The organism is Variovorax atrisoli (genome assembly GCF_014195185.1).
Lineage (GTDB): Bacteria > Pseudomonadota > Gammaproteobacteria > Burkholderiales > Burkholderiaceae_C > Variovorax > Variovorax atrisoli.
In genome coordinates, this window is record NZ_JACIBG010000003.1 from 748,418 (window position 1) to 767,975 (window position 19,558).

The following is a 19,558-nucleotide window of genomic DNA, read 5'->3' on the forward strand; positions in this document are numbered from 1 at the left end:
CGCAGAGTCGAAGGCAGGAGGTTCAAGGTGCGAGCTTCCATTGGCCGTTGTCGAGCTTGACGATCACCCGGGCGCGTTCATCCACGCCGTAGAGGCTGCCGGGCTTGAAGGTGTAGACGCCGTGCGTGCCCACCACTTCCTTGGTGCTGAAGATGGCGTCGCGCAGCGCCACGCGGAACTCGGGCGTGCCCGGCTCGGCCTTCTTCATCGCGCGCGATGCCGCATCGGCGAACACCAGCCAGCCGTCGAAGGAATAGGCAGAGAAGGCATCGCTGGTCGGTGCGTTGTTGACCTTCTGGAAGACGGCACGGAAGTCGGTCGCGATCTTCTTCGTCGGGTAGTCGGCCGGCAGCTGCTCGGCGACGATCACCGGGCCCGTCGGCATCAGCGCGTTCTGGCCGGCAGCACCGACCACGCGCACGAAGTCGGGGTTGATGAGGCCGTGCTGGCCGTACACGCCGCCCTTGAAGCCGCGCTCCTGCAGCGCCAGGAAAGGCAGCGCGCCGGGCGTGCCGGCGCCGCCGGTCATCACCGCGTCGGGGCGCAGCGCCACGATCTTCAGCACCTGGCCGGTCACCGAGGCGTCGGAGCGCGCATAGCGCTCGTTGCTCACCACCTTGATTCCGGCGGCGGGCGCGGCCTTCATCAGCGCCTCGTACACCAGGTCGCCCCAGGCATCGGAGAAGCCGATGTAGCCCACGGTCTTCACGTTGTTGCGCTTCATGCGCTCGACCACCGCGTCGATCATGAGCTGCGTGGGCTGGGCCACCGTCATCACCCAGGGGTTGTCGTTGGCGTCCAGCAGGATGGGCGTGAGGCCGATCAGGGGCGTCTTCGCTTCCTTGCCGACCTGCGCCATCGCGATGGCGGCGGGCACGCCGGAAGTGCCCATGAGCACGTCGACCTTCTCCTCCTCGATCAGCTTGCGCGCGTTGCGCCCGGCCGTGGTCGGGTCGGAACCGTCGTCGAGCACGACGAGCTGGATCTTGCGGCCGTTCACCTCGGGCTTGTAGGCCAGCGCGGCCTGCATGCCCTTGGCATAGGGCACGCCCAGCGAGGAATTCGGCCCCGACAGCGACACGCTCAGGCCGACCTTGAGGTCGGCGGCGATGGCGCTGGCAATGCCACAGGCGGTCAGCGCGGCGGCAAGGGCACCGCGCGTCAAGGTCTGCATCAGGCTCTTCATGTCGTAGCTCCGGTGAGGATGGTTGGAATGGACAGAGGTGGGTGGGTAACTCGGGCGATCAGATGAACAGCTGGATGGCCGGCAAGGCTCGCCCCGCATTGAGCAGGTCGACGCGCTTCTCGCGGATCAGCCATCCCGTGGATGTGCGAACGAGGTGGTGGCGCGCCGTCCCGCTGAGCAGCAGCTGGCCTTCGCCGCGCGCCTCGACATAGAGGAACGGCGTGCGCAGCCACGCTTCGTCGCCCTCCTCGCGTTCGATGCGCGAGGGCTGCAGCACATGCTGGCTGTGGCTTGCGGGGTGCTGCGAATGCGCGCGCGGGTTCTTCAGACGCTCCACGCGCAGCTGCAGCAGAAGCCGGTCCTCGTAGGCCAGCGAGTTGTGCGAGAACGGATCGGCCTGCGCCGCGCCGAGCAGCGGCACCCAGTAGTGGCCGTCCTCGGAGAACAGGGCCAGCCAGTCGTCGAAGCGGCGTTCGTCGAGCAGCGCCGCCTCGTGAGCCACGAAATCGCGCGGGTCCGTCATGCCGTGGCCTCCATGCCCGCCGCCATGGCCTTCGCCCAGGCGCGGAACTGGTTGCGCATCAGCAGCTCGTTGGTGCCGTTGGTGGTGATCGTGGCCTGCTGCTTCTCGGCCGGGTCGAAGTTGCGATGCAGGCTCACCCATTCGTTGCCGCCGGCACGCAGGCCCTGCTGGATGCTCTCGAACAGGTGCACGTCGTCGTGCGCGACCACCGACATCGGCGAGAACACCAGCCGGTTGTAGCTCATGGCCCGCTCGAAGAGCAGCGCAGGCGCGCCGGCGGCGCTGAAGCTCCAGGCCTCGATCAGCGTGCGGTCGGCCGCCAGCGGGCGGATCACGCGGATGGCCAGCGGCGAGCCCTTGACCGACAGGCTCGGGAAGAAGACCGAGTTCTGCGGCGAGCGCTGAAGAATCTCGGCCGCACGCGCCTCACCGTGCGCGGCGCGCATGGCGGCTTCGTATTCGGGCAGCTGCGCGTAGTTGGAGTGGATGCTGAAGTTCACCCCCAGCACGCTGTGCCCATTGGCGAACACGCGTCCGCCCATCCGGTCGAAGAACTCATAGCCCGAGCCGAAGGGCAGGATCTGCTCCATCGCCATCGGCTTGGGGTCGGTGGGCGCATGGCCCTCCCACAGCGCCTCGGCCGCCTTGGTGGCCGACTCGTGCGTGGACATCGGGTGCACCGTGTCGTTGATGTTCTCCAGGTACATCTTCCAGTTGCAGTGGACGATGTTGCGCAGCACGCCACCGCCCACCGTGAGCTTGCCTTCGGGCGAACGGTCGACCATGTTGTCGATGGCGCCCAGCACCTCGCCGAAGTACTCGTCGAACGAAGGGCCGGTGTCGGAGAGCCGCACGAACACGAAGTCGCGGTACACCTTGACGTTCTTCACCACCGAGAGCCCCTGCCCCGACTCGCAGGCCTTGAGCTGCGTGCCCTCGTAGCCGTTCTTCAGCGGCAGGCCGAGCGGCGCGCCGTCGAGCTTGTAGGTCCAGGCGTGGTACGGGCAGCGGAAGAAGCGACCGGTGTTGCCGCACTCGTCCGTCACCAGCTGCGTGCCCTTGTGGGCGCAGCGGTTGTAGAGCACGTGCACATCGCCACCGGGCTGGCGCACCATTAGCAGCGGCCGCCCGGCGATCTCCTGCGTCACGAAGTCGCCGGGCTGCGGCACCTGGCTCGCATGGCCCAGGAAGACCCAGGTGCCGGCGAAAAGGTGCTCCTGCTCCAGCGCGAAAAGCTCCTCGCTGAGGTACAGGTCGCGGTGGACCCGGTCGTCCTGCACCAGCGCCGCGACGAGATCGGGGCGATTGCGATAAGTGTTCATGGACTTACTCCTGACTCGGGTAGCGCTGCGCTACTTCGCGAAACACCGTGGAACCGGCTTCGCCGGGACACCGGCGTTGCCCCCGGTCGGGGATTGGCGAAGCGACATGCAGTGCGCGCAGCCTGGGGGCGAGCTCATTGCGGCACCAGCTTCCACTGGCCCTTTGTCATCTGCACGATCACCACGCCGCGCTGGTCGGAACCGTAGCGGTCGTCGGGCTTGAAGGTGTAGACGCCGTGCGTGCCCACCAGCTCCTTCGTGCTCACGATCGCATCGCGCAGCGCCGTGCGGTAGGCCGGCGTGCCGGGCTCGCCCTTGGTGCGCGAGGCCGCGTCGGCCAGCAGCAGGTAGGCGTCGTAGGTGTACGACGAGAAGGCATCGGTCGGCACCGCGCCGTTGAGCTTCTGGTACGCATTGCGAAAGCCCATCGACACCTTCTTGATCGGGTTGCTGTCGGGCAGCTGGTCGGCCACCAGCACCGGGCCGCTGGGCACCTGCAGGCCCTCGATGGAGGCGCCGCCCACGCGCACGAAGTCGGCGTTGATGAGGCCGTGGGTGCCGTAGATCCTGCCCTTGTAGCCGCGCTCGGCCAGCGCGATGTAGGGCAGCGCGCCGGGTGTGCCCGAGTTGCCCGCGAACACCGCGTCGGGCCGGGCCGCGACGATCTTCAGCACCTGCCCGGCCACCGACGAATCGCTGCGCGCATAGCGCTCGTTCGCCACCACCTTGATGCCGGCGGCGTCGGCGCTCTTGACCAGCGAGTCGTAGGCCAGGTCGCCCAGCGCGTCGGAGAAGCCGATGAAGGCCACCGTCTTCACGCCCGACGCTTTCATGCGCTCGACCACGCCCGCCACCATGAGCTGGAAAGGCTGCGAAACCGTCACTGTCCACGCGCCCTCCGGGCCGGGAATGGTCACCGGCGTGGGCGAGATCAGCGGCGTGTTGAGCTCGCGCGCCACCGAGGCGATGGCCATCGCGCCCGGCACGCCCGAGGTGCCGATGAGCACGTCGACCTTGTCCTCGGTCACCAGCTTGCGGGCGTTGCGGCCCGCGGTGGTGGGGTCGGAGGCATCGTCGAGCACGATGAGCTGCACCTTGCGCCCGGCGATCTCGGGGCGCTCGGCGATGGCGGCGCGGATGCCCTTCTCGTAGGGCACGCCCAGCGCGGCCACCGGGCCGGAGAGCGAACTGATGAAGCCGATCTTCAGGTCGGCGGCCATGGCCTGCGCCGCGGCCAGTGCGGCTGCAGCGGCGGCCGTGGCGGCGAGGATGCGGGTGATCTTTTTCATGGGGGTCTTCAGGTCGGGCGTTTCAGGGGACGAGCTTCCATTGGCCCTTGTCGAGCCGCACCACGACGCGCGAGCGGTCGTCCGAGCCGTAGCGGTCGGTCGGCTTGAAGTTGTAGACGCTGTGCGTGCCCACCAGCTCCTTGGTGCTCACGATGGCATCGCGCAGCGCAACGCGGAACTGCGGCGTGCCGGGTTCGGCCTTGCTGGCCAGCGCGCGCTGCGCGGCGTCGAGATAGATCAGCCAGGCATCGAAGCTGTAGGCCGAGAAGGTGTCGGTGGGCGGCGCGCCGTTGGCCTTCTGGAAGGCGGAGCGGAAGTCCATCGCGATCTTCTTCATCGGGTTGGCGTCGGGCAGCTGCTCGGCCACCACCACCGGGCCCGTGGGTGCCAGCAGGCCTTCGACCGAGGGACCGCCGACGCGGATGAAGTCGGGGTTGATCAGCGAATGCATGCCGTAGATCTTTCCCTTGTAGCCGCGCTCCTGCAGCGCCAGGTAGGGCAGCGCGCCGGGCGTGCCCGATGCGCCGGTGATCACCGCGTCGGGGCGCAGCGCCACGATCTTCAGCACCTGGCCGGCCACCGACGAATCGCTGCGCGCATAGCGCTCGTTGCTCACCACCTTGATGCCCGCAGCCGGCGCCGACTTCGTCAGCGCGTCGTACACCAGGTCGCCCCAGGCGTCGGAATAGCCGATGTAGGCCACCGTCTTCACGCCCGACTGCTTCATCTTCTCGACCATCGCGCCCATCATCAGCGGCGCGGGCTGGGGCAGCGTCACCATCCATGCGCCGTCGTCGCCGGGCAGGTCGGCGTTGGCGATGGAGATCAGCGGCGTCTTCGTCTCGCGCGCCACGCCGGCGATCGCCAGCGAACCCGGTGCGCCGGCCGTGCCGATGATGACGTCGACCTTGTCCTCCTCGATCAGCTTGCGCGCGTTGCGCGCCGCGGTGGAGGGGTCGGACGCGTCGTCGAGCTGGATCACCTGGACCTTGCGGCCGCCGACTTCCGACTTGTAGGCCACGGCCGCCTTCATGCCCTTGTCGTATGGAATGCCCAGCGACGACACCGGCCCCGACATCGAAGTGATGAAGCCGACCTTGAGATCGGCGGCCCACGCGCCCGCGGCACTCAGCGCGCCGAGGCCCGCGGCGATGGCCGCGAATGTGCGAATTCGATTCAGTACTTTCATGGCGGAGCTCCAGAGGTGGTTTTTTTGAGGGACGAGAGAAAGCAGGAAAGGAAGAACAGGTTCAGAGGGCCAGGCTGCCGACGCTGGTGCCGCCGCACACGTACAGCACCTGGCCAGTGACGAAGCTGTTGTCGGCATCGGCGAAGAAACGCACGGCGCGTGCCACGTCGGCCGATTCGCCTAGCCGCCTGACGGGTACCGATGCGGCGAGCGCGCGTTCCTTCTCGCTGCCGGCCTCGACCACGTCGTAGAACATGTCGGTGCGAATGGGGCCCGGTGCCACCACGTTCACCGTGATGCCGTCGGCCGCAAGCTCCAGCGCCCAGGTGCGCGCCATGCCCAGCATGCCGGCCTTGGTGGCTGAATAGCTGGTGCGCGTGGCCAGCCCCAGCGCAGCGCGCGACGACAGCAGCACAACGCGGCCGAAGCGCTGCGCACGCATCGCGGGCAATGCACCTTGCACGAGCTGGATCGCACAGCCCAGGTGCAGGTCGACCAGCGCGTCGAGGTCGTCGAGCTTCACGTCGGGCAGCAGCGCGGCTCGGATCACGCCGGCGTTGTGCACGATGGTGGTGGGCGAGAAGCGCTCGACCAGTTCGCGCACCGCCTCGCCGGTGGCGGCGCGGTCGCTCAGGTCGACCTCGATGCTGTGCAGCTTCGGATGGTCGATCTCGGCCTTGCGGCGCGCGAGCGACACCACCTCGTAGCCCTGTGCAAGCAGGTCTTCGCAGATGGCCTTGCCGATGCCGGCGCTGCCGCCGGTGACGGCTGCGACCCTGGGGGCAGCCGCGCTCATGCCTGCGCTCCCACCAGCGCCAGCACGCGCAGCGGACTGCCACTGCCCTTCTCGATCTTCAGCGGCGGGCAGATCAGCACCGCACCCGAAGGCGGCAGCAGGTCGAGGTTGCTCAGGCACTGCAGCCCGTAGCGGCCCGCACCGTGCATGTAGTAATGGCACGGGTACGGCGGGCGCAGGTGGTAGCCCTGCCCTGCATCGGTGCCGATTGCCTCCGAGCCGAAGCCCAGTACGTCGCGCTGCTCGACCAGGAAGCGCACGGCCGCGGTGCTCGGGCCCGGCGTGTGCTGGCCCGTCTCGTCGAAGTTCTGGTAGGCCTCGGGGTCGGTGCGCTTCGACCAGTCGGTGCGCATCAGCACCCATGCGCCCTTCGGGATGCGGCCATGGGCAGCCTCGTAGGCCTCGATGTCTTCCAGGGTCAGCAGGTAGTCGGGGTCGTCCTTCACCTGCGGCGAGCAGTCGATCACGCAGGCCGGCGCCACGAAGTGCTGCACGGGGATGGTGTCGACCGAGTTGTTCGGCAGGTCGCGGCCCGATATCCAGTGGATCGGCGCATCGAAGTGCGTGCCGGTGTGTTCGCCGCAGGAGAAGTTGTTCCAGTACCAGCCGGGACCGCGCTCGTCGTACTTCGACACCTCCTCGATGCGGAAGGGCCAGCACTGGCCCATCTCGGGCGGCAGCGCGATCTGCGGGAACTCGGGCGTCAGGGTCTGCGTGAGGTCGATCACGCGGATGCGGCCGCTGGCCATGGCAGTCACCAGACCGCCGAGGATCTCGGCGGTGGACATCGGTTCTGTGGCTCTCGTCATTTCATTCTCCGATCTCTATTCCAGGAACACCGCGCAACCGGCTTTGCCAGGCCGCAGGTGTTGCCCCCTGCAAGGGGGTTGGCGAAGCGACACGAAGTGCGCGAAGCCTGGGGGTGTGCCTCATGCTCCTGCGGCCAGCTCGCGCTCGAGCACCTTGGGGTTGTCGCGCCAGCGCTCCAGCCACTCCTGTGCCACGTCGCCGGGGTACACGTCTTCCACGCCGTCGCGCAGCGCCTTCACGATGGCGTTGGCCAGCGCGGCGGGAGCGAGCTTGGGCGGCGGCGTGTGCTGGTTCCATTCGTCGTCGATGGGACCGGGGAACACGTTGATCACGCGGATGCCCGCGGGCCGCATCTCCGCGCGCAGGCATTGCGCGAGCGAATGCGCCGCCGCCTTCGAGGCGCTGAAGGTGCCGTGCGGCGGGAAGTTGCTCAGCGCGTAGATCGACAGCAGATTGACCCACGCCGTCGCGCCCGTCACGCCGTCGGCAGAGCGGCCCTTGAGCGCGGGGCCGAACTCCTGCGCCAGGCGCAGCAGTCCGAAGTAATTGATGTCCATCTCGGCCTTGGCCACGTCGGTGCCGCGCCGTGCGCCGATGCCGAAGGTGCGGTGCACCTCCGCGTTGTTGATGACGATGTCGACCTTGCCGCCGATGGAGCCCGCAAGCTCCGTCACCTGCCGGCCGTTGGTCAGGTCCAGCGGCACCAGCGTGACCTGCGGCAGCGCCGAGATGTCGTCGAGGCCGTCGCCCATCTTCTTCCAGGGCTCGGCGTGTCCGACCCAGACGATGTCGGCGCCGGCCTTGACCAGCGCGCGCACGATGGCCTGGCCGGTCTCGGTCTTGCCGTCTGTCACCAGCACCTTGCGGAACTTGGGGTCGCTGGTCATTTCGCGCAGCATCTTGTCGTCGGCCATGTGGGGACTCCCTTCGTTCGGAAAAGCAATGAGAACGGCCTGGCCCGCGCGGTCGAGCCGGGCGCCTACGCGCACGCGCTGCGGCGCGTCGCCGACCTCGCCGTGCAGGTGGACCATGAGCGTGGGGCCGGCATCCAGGTGCACCAGGCCCAGCCGCCAGGGCAGCCGCTCGCGGAAGAACAGGTCGTTGCTGTGATGCAGCGTGGTGCTGCCGAGCAGTTCGCCCTCGCCGCTCTGCTGCCGCCAGCGCAGCGCGGCGGAAAGACACTTGTGGCAGACCTCGCGCGGCGGGTACTGCACCGTGCCGCAGTCGTCGCAGGTCTGGAGCTCGAAGCGGCCTTCGGCCGCGGCAGCGGTCAGGCCCAGCGCCACGCGGCCGCGCGCGCCTGGCGGCAGGTTCATCTGCCGGGTGCGCAGCACCGGGTTCTTGCGCGGGGGGCGCATCAGGGGCATCGTCATGCCGATCTCCCGAGGATCACCGCGCCTGTGCACAGGCAGCGGTCGTAGGTCACCATGCCGAAGCCGGCGACGAGGCCCAGTTGTGCGTCGGGCACGGTGCGCGCGCCGGCTTCGCCGATCAACTGGCGGATCGCCTCGACCATGCCGAGGAAGCCGCCCGCCGCACCGGCCTGCCCGGCAGACAGTTGCCCGCCGCTCGTGTTGTTCGGGAAGCTGCCGTCGAAGGTCATGGTGTTGGCCTGCACGAAGGCCGGCCCTTCGCCCTTCTCGCAGAAGCCCAGGTCCTCGAACTGCATCATCACGATGACGGGGTAGTCGTCATAGGTCTGCACGAAGTCGAGTTCCGCGGGCCGGATGCCGGCTTGCGCGTAGAGGTCGTCGCGGTCCTTACGCCAGCCGCCCTGCACCATCACCGGGTCTTCTGCGTAGGCGTTGTGGCGCTCGATGGCACCGCGGATCACCACGTGCGCCAGTCCGAGGTCGCGGGCGCGCTCCTCGCTCATCACGAGGAAGGCGTCGGCACCGGCACAGGGCATCACGCAATCGAAGAGATGGATCGGGTCGGAGATGGGCCGCGCCGCCATGTACTCGTCGAGCGTCAACCCCTTCTTGAACATCGCGTTCGGGTTGCCCAGCGCGTTGGTGCGCTGGTCCACGCAGATGCGGCCGAAGTCTTCGCGCCGGGCGCCATAGGTGCGCATGTAGTTGGCGGTGATGAACGCGAAGATCGAGTTCGGGCCGCCAGAGCCGTAGGGATAGCTCGCGTCGCGTGCGAAGTTGCTGAAGCTGCCCAGGGTCTGGCGGAAGGAATCGACGTGGTTGGTGTCGGCCCCCACGCAGGCCACGATGTCGGCATCGCCCGCCTGCACCGCGCGCGCCGCACGGCGCAGGCACATCACGCCCGAGGCACCGCCGGTGGGCACGTGGTCGAGCCAGCGCGGCGACAGGCCCAGGTGCTGCGTCACGCCCACGGCCGTGTCGGGCGCGAGCGAGAAGCTGCTGAGGCACAGGCCGTCGATCTGTTCCTTGGGCACGCCGCTGGCCTTCACCAGCGCCTCGATGGCCTGCCCGACGAACCAGTGCGCAGTGCGCGTGGAGTAGCGCACGTAGGGTACGGTCACGGGCACCGCGACCGCCACGCCCTCATAGGAAAGCCGCCGCTTCGCCGTCATGCCTGCCTCTTCTTCATCGAGCGGGTGTCGATGCAATGGGCCTGGCCGGGCAGCGACTGCGCCATCTCGCGCAGCTGTCCGCGCTGGATCTTCTGCGAGGGCGTGAGCGGCAGCGCATCGACGAAGGCCACGTAGCCGGGCGCCTTGTAGTAGGCGAGCTGAGCGAGCGCGTGCTCCACGATGCTGGCCGCCGTCTGCTGCGGCTTCGAGGCATCGACGCCTTCGCGCATCACGATGCAGGCAAGCACCTCGTCGCCGCGCACCTCGTCGGGCGTGGCGGCCACGGCCGATGCCTTCACGGCCGGATGCTGGTTGAGCACGCTCTCGACTTCGACGGCCGAGATGTTCTCGCCGCTGCGGCGGATCACGTTCTTCTTGCGATCGACGAAGAAGAAGTTGCCCTCGGCATCGCGGCGTACCAGGTCGCCGGTGTGGAACCAGCCGTCGGCCCAGGCTTCGCGCGTGGCTTCGTCGTCCTTCAGGTAGCCGGAGAAGAAGTGGCGCCGCGGATCGGGGCCGGCCGAGCGCACCAGAAGTTCGCCCGGTGCATCGACGCCGACATCGCTGCCGTCGTCGCCCACGAGGCGGATCTCGACGAAGTCCTCCTGCCGCCCGAAGCAGCTGGTACCCACCAGGCGCGGCTCGCGATTGGCCATGATGCAGGCGGCCGCGCCAGTCTCGGTCATGGCCCAGGCCTCGACCAGCGGGAAGCCGAAGCGCTCCTCGAAGGGCGCGTGGTTCTTGCGGTCCACACCCGCGCCGAAGCCCCAGCGGATGGCATGGTCGCGGTCGGCTGCCGATGCAGGCGCGGACAGCAGCATGGCGGGCATCACGCCCAGGTAGTGGACGATGGTCGCGCCGCTCTCCTTCGCGCTCGCCAGCCAGGTCTTCGGATGGAAGCGGTCGAGCTGCACCAGGCAGCCGCCAGCGACCAGCACCACCATGGTGGAGAAGGCCATCGCGTTCATGTGGTTGAGCGGCAGCGGCGTGATCACGCGCTCCTTGTCGGGCCGGATGCTGCACACGCCGTCGAGCGCCGCATACCACTCGCCTGCGCGCAGGAAGTAGGCATTGCTCAGGATGCAGCCCTTGGGGCGGCCCGTGGTGCCGGAGGTGTAGAGCAGGCCGCATTCGGTGTCGACACCCACGGGCTCGTGGGCGCGCGGCGCGGCTGTCTTCGCGGGAGGCACATCATCGTCTGGGCCCATGGTCTCGAAGGCGATGCCCGCCTTCGCAGCCGCGGCACGCAGGTCGCCCGCGCGCTCCGGCAGCGTGACGGCCAGGCCGATCTCGCTGTGGCCGATCAGGTAGACCAGTTCGGCCGAGCGCATCTCTGCGTTGATCGGCACCACGCTCACGCCCAGCGCGTTCAGCGCGAGCCAGTGGAAGATGAAGGCCGGCCGGTTCTCCAGCAGCAGGCCGACGCGATGGCCGTGGCCGTAGCCGGCCCGTGCATAGGCTGTGCGCAGGCGCTCGATGCGCTCCGCCGCATCGCCCCAGTGGATGGCGCCCGCTTCGATGCCGTAGGCGGCGGCGGTCACCGATTCGGTGAAGAGGAATTCGGCCTGCGGCGTACGCGCGGCCGTGGCCGCGAAGACTTGATGGACGGTGGCGTGTGGCATCGCGTCCCTGTCAGATGAAGAGCTGCACGGCCGGCAGGGCCGCGTCGCAGTTGAGCAGGTTGACGCGCTTGAGCGTCATGCGCAGCGCGCCGTCCTGCACCGTGAGGTGGTGGAAGAAAGTGCCCACGTAGAACTGGATCTCGTCGCCCTGCGACTCGGTGTAGTGGAACGAGGTGCGCACCACGTAGCAGTTGGCATCCGCGTCGAACTGCTCGACCACCGGCACCTGCAGCAGGTGGTGGCAGCGGCTCGGCGGCTGCTGCGAGAAGGCGCGCGGGCTCTTCAGGCGCTCGATGCGAAGGTCGCGCAGCAGCTTGTCCTCGTAGAGGTGCGAGGTGTGGTTGAGGCCGTCTTCCTGGTCGGGAATCAACGGTATCCAGTAGAAGGCGTCGTCGGTGAAGAGCGCGTTCCACTCCTCGTAGCGGCGGGTGTCGAGCAGGTACGCCTCGTTCACGACGAAGTCGATGAGGTCCTGATGCGTCACCGATGTCATTCGAGCACCCCCTCATTCGAAGAACACCGCGGAACCGGCTTTGCCGGGCCGCTGGTGTTGCCCCCTGCAAGGGGGTTGGAGAAGCGACACGAAGTGCGCGAAGCCTGGGGGTTGGCCATTACATTGTCTCCGTCATGCGCTGGACCCAGCTGCGGTACTGGTTGCGCATCGGCAGCTCGTTGGTGCCGCCGGTGGTGATCTCGCCGCCCTTCAGTTCGGCCGGGTCGTAGTCGCGGTGCAGGCTGACCCACTCGTTGCCGCTCGCGTGCAGGCCGGCCTGCATGCCGCGATAGGCCTGCAGGTCGTCATGGCCCACCACCGAGAAAGGCGAGTTGATGAGGCGGTTGTACATGGCGGTGCGCTGCAGCAGCTCGGGCGGCGCGCCCTTGAGGCGGAAGGTCCAGCTCTCGATGAGGGTCTTGTCGGCGGAGATCGGCTTGACCACGCGGATCGCCTGGATCGCGCCCTTGATCGTGAGGTTCGGGTAGTAGACGGTGTTGTGCCGCGCCATGCCGAGGATCTGCGCAGTCTTCTCCTCGCCGTAGCGGGCCTTCATCGCGTTGTCGTACTCGGGGATCGCCTTGTACTTGCTGTGGATGCTGAAGTGCACGCCCGTGAAGCTGTGGCCGTTGTCGTAGGTGCGGATGCCCATGTCCTCGAAGAACTTGTAGTCGGACATGAAGGGCACGAACTGCTCCACCGCCATGGGCTTGGGCTCGCTCTCGGGCTTGTCGGCCCACATGCGCTTGGCGGTGCCGGCCGACGACTCGTGCGCCACCATCGGGTGCATGGTGTCGTTGAGGTTCTCCACGAACATCTTCCAGTTGCACTGGTGCACGAAGCGCAGGCAGCCGCCGGCGATCTCCAGTTCGCCTTCGGGCGAGCGGTCGGCCATGTTGTCGATGGAGCTCAGCGAGTCGCCGAAGTACTCGTCGAAATCGGGGCCGGCATCGTTGATCTTCACGAAGATGAAGCCGCGGTGGCTGCGCACGTGCTTCACGGTGGTCAGGCCCTTGCCCGACTCGCACTCGTGCAGCTGGGTGTTCTCGTAGCCCGTCTTCAGCGGAATCGCCAGCGGCGCGCCGTCGGTCTTGAAGGTCCAGGCGTGATAGGGGCAGCGGAAGAACTTGCCGGTGTTGCCGCAGGGCCCGTTGACGAGGCGAGAGCCCTTGTGGGCACAGCGGTTCATCATCACGCGCACGCTGCCGTCGGAGTGGCGCACCACGATCAGCGGGCGGCCGGCGATCTCGTTGCTGATCCAGTCGCCGGGCCTGGGCAGCTGGCTCTCGTGGCCGACGTAGTTCCAGGTGTTGGCGAAGAAGTGCTCCTGCTCCAGCTCGAAGACCTCCTGGCTGGTGTACAGGTCGCGGTGCACCCGGTCGTTCTGCACCAGCGCACGGATGGCATCGGGGTTGTCTCTGTAGGAGGTCATGGCTCTGGTGGCTCCTTGCTTCAGATGTCCAGCACGAGGCGCGCCCCCTTGGCGCGCGAGATGCAGATCTGCATGACGTTGCCTTCCGCCTTCTCCCGGGCTGTGAGCACGTAGTCGCGATGGTCGATCTCGCCCTCGAGCACAGGCACTGCGCACACGCCGCATTCGCCGCGCTTGCAGTCGAACATCGGGTCGCAGCCGTGCTCGATGAGGCAGTCGAGGATGCTCTGGTCCGCCGGCACCGTGAAGCGCTGGCCCGACTGGGCAAGCTCCACTTCGAAGGGCTGGTCGCCCTCTTCCGCGACGGGCTCGTTGAAGAGCTCGAAGTGCACGCGGTCGTGCTCCCAGCCGCGTGCCTGGGTGCGTTCGAGCACCGCGTCGAGCATGACCTTGGGGCCGCACACATACAGGCGGTCGCCTGCAGGAACGCCATCGAGCAAAGCGTCGATGGCCAGCGGCGCGCCAGCCTCTGCATCGGCGTGCACGTGCAGGTCGTCGCCCAGCAGCGCCTGCAGTTCGGGCAGGAAGGCCATCAGCTCGCGGCTGCGACCGGCGTAGTGCATGCGCACGGCAGCACCCTCGGCGCGGCGGCGCGCGGCCATGGTGGCCATGGGCGTGACGCCGATGCCGCCCGCCACGAGCACGGTGCCGCCCGGGCCGGTGTGCAGCGGAAAGTCGTTCTTCGGCGGCTCAATGGCGATGGTGTCGCCCTCCTTCAGACCGTCGTGCATGAAGCGCGAGCCGCCGCGGCCTTCGGCCTCCTTGCGCACCGCGATCACGTACTCGGTCGGTGCGTTGGTGGCGTTGCGCGCCGTGTCGAAGTTGATGAGCGAGTAGTGGCGCCAGTCGGTCTTGCCGCCGGGCAGCGACACCTGCACGCGGATATGGGCACCCGCCGCGAAGCCGGGCAGCGCGCGGCCGTCGTCGGCGCGCAGGCGCAGCATGCGGATCAGCGGGTTCAGTTCGCGCGCCTCGGCAACGCGCAGCGATAGGGTGGCTGGATTTGTGCTCATCGTCGTTCTCGTCTCTTCAGGCCAGCGCGTGCTGCGCCAGCGCGGCCTGCAGCTTGTGGCCGTGTTCGTCGGCCAGCGCGGCGTCGCGCAGTTCGCGCAGCGTGGCCGGTGCGAGCCTGTCGCCCGCGCGCTCGAAGGCGCGCATCACGGTGTCGTAGTTGCGGATGCCGCGCTCGTGCGTGTCGCTGTAGCCCTTGACGAGGCGCTGGCACTGGGCGAGCTCGACGGCAAGGTCCGGATTGCGCTGCGCCGTGGCGGCGATGCGCTGCAGCCATTCCTCGATGCGGCGGTTCTCCTCCGCGTAGCGCATGGTCGACAGGCGCCAGCGCCTGCATGCCGCCACCATGCGCAGCATGAGGTAGCCGCGCAGCGAGCTGGTCTGGATCACGCGGCCGTGCTGTGTGAAGCGCTCGACGATCTTCTTCGGCAGCGTGGAGTTCATGAGCCAGCGGCCGATGCCGCCAGGCAGCGTCTCGCAGATCTCCTGCAGGCGCGGATGCATGTATTCGTTGATGGCGAGCACCTGGCCGGGCTGCACGCGCGCCTCGCCACGCACGCGCTCGAACCTAGTGGCGCGGGTCTTCAGCGCCGCGACGCGCGCGGTGTCTTCGTAGGACATCCAGAGCGCGAGGTGGCGCGCGGTTTCGCGAAGCAGGCGGTGATCGCCCGCGGGCAAGGCCGCGATAGCGGCCATGCGGTCGAGATAGAGGCCGGCGTAGGCCGGGTCCTGATAGTCGATGAGCCGGCGCACGCCTTCGAGCAGCAGGTCTTGTGCTGCCGTCGGGAAGCTGTTGTGCACACGCTCGACCAGTGCGCGTACCGCAGGGTGTCGCGGCTGTGGCGCGGGGGCGGCGACCGGTGCCTCCTTCGCCGGCTCGCCATCGTCGCCGCCCTGAGCTCGTTCGAATGCCGCACCGAAGGCCTTGAGGCTGGGCTTCACGCCTACGCCGCCGCGCTCGATGGTCGCCTCGAACTGCGCACGGCTGAACGGCAGCACGCCCGAGCCCGCCAGCGCACCGAAGAGCACCGCGCTGATCACGCTGCCCGAAGCCTCGGCGGCCTGGGCCATGTCGAAGCGGATGAAGCGCTTGGCTGCGTTCGCGGTGTGGGCCAGGAGCTGGCCGCTGTCGACGCGGCCATCGCCCATCGCGCTCTTCTCGGCGATGGAGAACACGCGGTGCGTGGAGGCGATCAGCGTGGTGCGCTCGCGCGTGACCAGGCCACGCTGCACGGCGCGGCCGGCTTCCATCAGCTCGGATGCGAGCACCACGTCGACGTCGCCCGGCAGCGGCATCAGCGCGAGCACCGGGGTACCGCTGTCGGCCTTGGCCTGCGCCGCGGGGTAGAGCTCGACGTAGTAGATGGTCGCGCCGGTGCGCTGGGCCACGCCCGGCACGGAGGTGGTCTGGGCGACGTAGCCGTTGGCCTCGCCCATGTCGACGATCCAGTCGGCGAGCACGCCGCCGCCCTCACCGCCCATGGCGAGGATCGCGATCTTGATCGGGCTCATTGCTCCCCCCCAGGCTTGCTCACTTCGTGTAGCCGCCAACCCCCTACCGGGGGCGATACCTGCGGCCCGGCAAAGCCGGTTCCGTGGCATCCCTGGAACTTCGACACCATGTTTTTGCTTTGCATGGAGGGACTCATTCAGAAGGCATAGGCTTTACGGCGGCGAGCCTCGCCGCGCTGCATCCAGCCGATGACGGCCGCGCGCACGCGCTCGCGCAGCTGGTCCCAGCGGCTGGGGTTGCTCACGATCTGCGCCTTGTAGAAGGAGGGGCACAGCACGGCAGCGTGCGAGACCTCGCCGCACACGCCGCAGCCCACGCAGCTGTCGAGCACGGCCGCGACCGGGTCGGTGCGAAGCGGATCGGGGTTGGGCTTGATCGACAGCGACGGGCAGCCCGAGAGGCGGATGCAGGAGTGGTCGCCGGTGCAGGTGTCGGAGTCGACGCCGAACTTCTCGCGCACCATGCGCTTGCCGTCGGCGATGGCCTTGCGCACCAGCGGCTTCTCGCGGCGCTGCTTGTTGAGCATGCACTCCGACTGCGCGATCAGCACCTTCGGGCCCTTCTCCCTGGTGGTGAGCGCCTCCTTGAGCGCGTCGCGCATGCCGGCGATGTCGTAGGTGCGGCGCATGGTCTTCACCCACTTCACCCCAACGCCGCGCACGGCGCTCTCGATCTCGTGGCCGGTGCTGCGCGTCTTGTTGACGGCGTTCGACGAGAGGATGTCCTGCCCGCCGGTGGCCGAGGTGTAGTTGTTGTCGACGACGATGGTGAGGTTGTCGCTCTTGTTGAAGACCGCGTTGGCGACGCCGCTGGTCAGGCCGTTGTGCCAGAAGCCGCCGTCTCCCATCATCGAGATCGCGCGCTTGCCTGCAGGCGCATTGAGCGCAGCGGCACCCGCCCCACCGAGGCCGTAGCCCATGGTGGTGTTGCCGATGTTGAAGGGCGGCAGGATGGAGAACAGGTGGCAGCCGATGTCGGCACTTACGTGGTGCGGGCCGAGCTCGCGCTCGACCAGCTTCATCGCACTGAAGATGGGGCGCTCCGGGCAGCCGGTGCAGAAGCCCGGCGGACGGGCGTGGACCACTTCGCCGAGCGGCGCGACGGGCTGCGCAGGCTCGGCCGCGACCTCGGTCAGCGGGATCACCTTGCGCACGGGCGCGGGCACCGGCAATGGCGCGAGGCGTTCATAGCGCTCGCAGAAGCTGCGCGCGCCCTTGAGCAGCTCGGAGGCGGTGTATTCACCGGCCACCGGCAGCATGTCCTTGCCGTGCAGCACCGTGGAGGACCCGGCCTGGCGCAGGATGGTCGCGAGGTTCTGCTCGACGAAGTTGGGCTGTCCCTCTTCCACCACGAGCACCGCGCGCTTGCCTTCGCAGAAGCGGATCACCTCGCTCTCGATGACGGGATAGGCGACGTTCATCACGTACAGCGGCACCTGGGTGTTGCCGTAGACGTCCGCGAGGCCGAGGCGTTCGAGGGCGCGCACCAGCGTGTTGTAGCTGCCGCCCTGCACGATGATGCCGATGTCGTCGGCGTCTTCCGAGAAGAACTCGTTGAGCTTGCGCTCCTCGATGAAGCGCACGGCAGCGGGCCAGCGGTCCTTCACCTTCTCCTGCTCGTGCACGAAGCTCGCGGGCGGCAGCACAATGCGGCCGACATCGCGCTGCGGGTTCTCGAGTGCGTCCTTCAGCGTGAACTTCGCGCGCTTGTTGTCGCCCGCGACGAAGTGGCCGTGCACGTGGCAGGCGCGGATGCGCAGCTGCAGCATCACCGGCGTGTTGCTGGCTTCGGAGAGATCGAAGCCCTGCTTCACCGCATCGACGATGCTGGGCAGGTTGGGCCGCGGATCGAGGAGCCAGATCTGCGACTTCATCGCGAAGGCGTGGCTGCGCTCCTGCATGATCGACGAGCCTTCGCCATAGTCCTCGCCCACGATGATGAGCGCACCACCGGTCACGCCGCCCGAGGCCAGGTTGGCCAGCGCGTCGGAAGCCACATTGGTACCCACGGTGGCCTTGAAGGTGACGGCACCGCGCAGCGGGTAGTTGACGGAGGCTGCGAGCGTGGCGGCCGCGGTGGCTTCGCTCGCGCTGTTCTCGAAGCGGATGCCCTGCTCTGCGAGGATGTCCTGCGCATCGGCAAGCACGTCCATCAGGTGCGAGATGGGTGCGCCCTGGTAGCCGGCCACATAGGAAACTCCCGACTCCAGAAGGGCCTTGGTGACGGCCAGAATGCCTTCACCCCTGAAGACTTCCCCACCAGAAAGCCGCAGTTTCTTGACTTCTTCAACGAATGAACGCTCTGCCATCGGGGTCCTTGTTGTCTGTCGTGGGACGATGCGACCAGGAGGTTGCATCGTGCTTTCTATAATGTTGACAAATGAATGTATCCACAATCATGAATTACCCTAGACATGCAAGCAGCGTGCCCGTGGCGACTGTGAGGTGCCTTCATGGCTGATCAACCCGCCGAATCGCATCGCTTCGTCGATGACTACCTGCCTGCGCTGCTCGCGCAGGCCAGCCAGCTGATCTCCTCGGAGTTCCACGAAGTGGCGCGCCAGCAGGGCTTCTCCGTGTCGGAGTGGCGCGTGATGGCCTCGCTCGCGGGCAGCGAGCCGGTCAGCATCGGCCAGCTCGCGCAGGTCACCGTGACGAAGCAGCCCACGGTGACGCGGCTGCTGGACCGCATGGAAGCACGCGGACAGGTCGAGCGCCTGCCCCACGAGAGTGATCGCCGCATCACGCTGGTGCGCATCACGCGCAAGGGGCTCAAGGCCGTCGAGCACCTGATGGAACTTGCACGCGAGCACGAGCGACGCGTGCTGGAGCCCTTCGGGCTACGCCGCGCGGAAGAGCTCAAGCAGACGCTGCGGCAGATGATCGACCTGCACATGCGCCTGCCGGCCGACGAGCCGGAAGAAGACTGAGCGCGCCTGCCCCGCCGCTCAGAGGCGGGGCACGAGGACGGCGCGGCCGCGGTGGCCGCGCTGGGTGATCCAGTCGAGTGCGACGGCGGCATCCGCCAGCGCGAAGGGCCGCACTTCAAGATGCAGGCGCCCATCGGCAAGCCGTGCCAGCAGCTCGGGAACCGCTGCACGGCCTTCCGCTTCGCGCCGGAACATGTTGAGAGGCAGCAGCGACACGTCGCGCTGCAGGAAATGCGCGATGTCGAGCGACAGCGTCGGGCCCGCCGTGTAGCCGACCAGCACTGCCCGGCCACCCGGGCGCACCGCAGGCAGCGTACGAGCGAGCACATCTCCACCCACGGTATCCACGAGCAGATCGGCGCTGCCGGCTTCCGGCGGCTGCGCATCGGCAGCGACCGCAATCGCGACGCAGCCGGCATCGCGCGCAAGCTGCATCACGAGCGAGCCGACGGCGCCGCTCGCCCCAGTCACCAGCACCTGTTCGCCTGCCTGCAGCTTCGCGACTTCATGCAGCGCCACCCACGCGGATGTCGTCGGAGAGAAGAAGGCAGCGCCCAAGGTCATCGGCACGTCGTCGGGCAACAGGCCCAGCGCTTCGTCGGGCGCATCGATCAGCTCGCACCATGTGCCGTCGAAGAGCGTGCCCAGGCCGCTTCCGCGCAGCCAGACGCGCTGGCCCACCTGAAAACGCCCGCTCGCGACGACGACCCCTGCGGCCTCCACGCCCGGCGTGTAGGGCAATGGCGGATGCCGCAGGAAGCTGCCGCGCCACACGGTGCGGTCGATGTGCCCGACCGTCGCAGCCTCCATGCGCACGATGGTGCGCCCGGGCTGCGCGATGGGCTCGGCGATCTCCTCCAGCACGGGCACGGCATCGAATCCGTGGATGCGCACAGCT

Annotated in this window: 17 protein-coding genes; 1 reads left to right on the forward strand and 16 read right to left on the reverse strand. The window is 68.1% G+C overall.

Translation table 11 applies throughout. The features are described 5' to 3' along the window. Positions 1 to 22: 22 nt before the first annotated feature. The 15 genes from FHY06_RS14765 to FHY06_RS14835 form a co-directional block, all read right to left on the reverse strand. Positions 23 to 1,186, reverse strand: coding sequence for an ABC transporter substrate-binding protein (locus FHY06_RS14765; protein WP_019654674.1), 1,164 nt, complete (start codon positions 1,184 to 1,186; stop codon positions 23 to 25). A gap of 58 nt (positions 1,187 to 1,244) precedes the next feature. After that, complete coding sequence (locus FHY06_RS14770; RefSeq protein WP_019654673.1) at positions 1,245 to 1,709, reverse strand: aromatic-ring-hydroxylating dioxygenase subunit beta; 465 nt, start codon at positions 1,707 to 1,709, stop codon at positions 1,245 to 1,247. Then, on the reverse strand, positions 1,706 to 3,031 hold the full coding sequence (locus FHY06_RS14775) for an aromatic ring-hydroxylating dioxygenase subunit alpha (RefSeq protein WP_184605617.1): 1,326 nt from the start codon (positions 3,029 to 3,031) through the stop codon (positions 1,706 to 1,708). The genes FHY06_RS14770 and FHY06_RS14775 overlap by 4 nt, the downstream gene beginning before the upstream one ends. 134 nt (positions 3,032 to 3,165) lie before the next feature. Continuing rightward, the gene (locus FHY06_RS14780) at positions 3,166 to 4,320 is read right to left on the reverse strand and encodes an ABC transporter substrate-binding protein (protein ID WP_019654671.1); all 1,155 of its coding nucleotides are present in this window, start codon (positions 4,318 to 4,320) and stop codon (positions 3,166 to 3,168) included. A gap of 22 nt (positions 4,321 to 4,342) precedes the next feature. Continuing rightward, a complete protein-coding gene (locus FHY06_RS14785; RefSeq protein WP_126185406.1) occupies positions 4,343 to 5,509 on the reverse strand; it encodes an ABC transporter substrate-binding protein in 1,167 nt (388 codons plus the stop codon). 61 nt (positions 5,510 to 5,570) lie between these two features. Further along, positions 5,571 to 6,305: an SDR family oxidoreductase gene (locus tag FHY06_RS14790; protein WP_019654669.1), complete on the reverse strand. Its 735-nt coding sequence runs from the start codon at positions 6,303 to 6,305 to the stop codon at positions 5,571 to 5,573. Continuing rightward, on the reverse strand, positions 6,302 to 7,114 hold the full coding sequence (locus tag FHY06_RS14795; RefSeq protein WP_019654668.1) for a cyclase family protein: 813 nt from the start codon (positions 7,112 to 7,114) through the stop codon (positions 6,302 to 6,304). The genes FHY06_RS14790 and FHY06_RS14795 overlap by 4 nt, the downstream gene beginning before the upstream one ends. A gap of 120 nt (positions 7,115 to 7,234) precedes the next feature. Next, positions 7,235 to 8,488, reverse strand: coding sequence for an SDR family NAD(P)-dependent oxidoreductase (locus FHY06_RS14800; protein WP_126185405.1), 1,254 nt, complete (start codon positions 8,486 to 8,488; stop codon positions 7,235 to 7,237). Continuing rightward, positions 8,485 to 9,660: a thiolase family protein gene (locus FHY06_RS14805; protein ID WP_132754688.1), complete on the reverse strand. Its 1,176-nt coding sequence runs from the start codon at positions 9,658 to 9,660 to the stop codon at positions 8,485 to 8,487. Before FHY06_RS14805 ends, FHY06_RS14800 begins: the two co-directional genes overlap by 4 nt. Then, positions 9,657 to 11,282, reverse strand: coding sequence for an AMP-binding protein (locus FHY06_RS14810; RefSeq protein ID WP_184605618.1), 1,626 nt, complete (start codon positions 11,280 to 11,282; stop codon positions 9,657 to 9,659). Before FHY06_RS14810 ends, FHY06_RS14805 begins: the two co-directional genes overlap by 4 nt. A gap of 10 nt (positions 11,283 to 11,292) precedes the next feature. Further along, positions 11,293 to 11,775: an aromatic-ring-hydroxylating dioxygenase subunit beta gene (locus tag FHY06_RS14815; RefSeq protein ID WP_184605619.1), complete on the reverse strand. Its 483-nt coding sequence runs from the start codon at positions 11,773 to 11,775 to the stop codon at positions 11,293 to 11,295. Between the two features lie 118 nt (positions 11,776 to 11,893). Next, complete coding sequence (locus FHY06_RS14820) at positions 11,894 to 13,207, reverse strand: aromatic ring-hydroxylating dioxygenase subunit alpha (protein WP_184605620.1); 1,314 nt, start codon at positions 13,205 to 13,207, stop codon at positions 11,894 to 11,896. A 20-nt stretch (positions 13,208 to 13,227) separates the two neighbouring features. Continuing rightward, the gene (locus FHY06_RS14825) at positions 13,228 to 14,220 is read right to left on the reverse strand and encodes a PDR/VanB family oxidoreductase (RefSeq protein WP_019654662.1); all 993 of its coding nucleotides are present in this window, start codon (positions 14,218 to 14,220) and stop codon (positions 13,228 to 13,230) included. Positions 14,221 to 14,236: 16 nt separating this feature from the next. Next, on the reverse strand, positions 14,237 to 15,730 hold the full coding sequence (locus FHY06_RS14830) for an indolepyruvate oxidoreductase subunit beta family protein (RefSeq protein WP_184605621.1): 1,494 nt from the start codon (positions 15,728 to 15,730) through the stop codon (positions 14,237 to 14,239). A 137-nt stretch (positions 15,731 to 15,867) separates the two neighbouring features. After that, positions 15,868 to 18,039 (reverse strand): thiamine pyrophosphate-dependent enzyme, encoded by a 2,172-nt coding sequence (locus tag FHY06_RS14835; RefSeq protein ID WP_184605622.1) that lies wholly within the window; start codon positions 18,037 to 18,039, stop codon positions 15,868 to 15,870. A gap of 144 nt (positions 18,040 to 18,183) precedes the next feature. Here FHY06_RS14835 and FHY06_RS14840 point away from each other — a divergent pair, with 144 nt between their 5' ends. Then, positions 18,184 to 18,660, forward strand: coding sequence for a MarR family winged helix-turn-helix transcriptional regulator (locus FHY06_RS14840; RefSeq protein ID WP_019654659.1), 477 nt, complete (start codon positions 18,184 to 18,186; stop codon positions 18,658 to 18,660). Positions 18,661 to 18,678: 18 nt separating this feature from the next. On the opposite strand, the gene FHY06_RS14845 is transcribed toward FHY06_RS14840, so the two are convergent. Beyond that, positions 18,679 to 19,554, reverse strand: coding sequence for a quinone oxidoreductase family protein (locus tag FHY06_RS14845; RefSeq protein ID WP_311733696.1), 876 nt, complete (start codon positions 19,552 to 19,554; stop codon positions 18,679 to 18,681). Between the last annotated feature and the right edge of the window lie 4 nt (positions 19,555 to 19,558).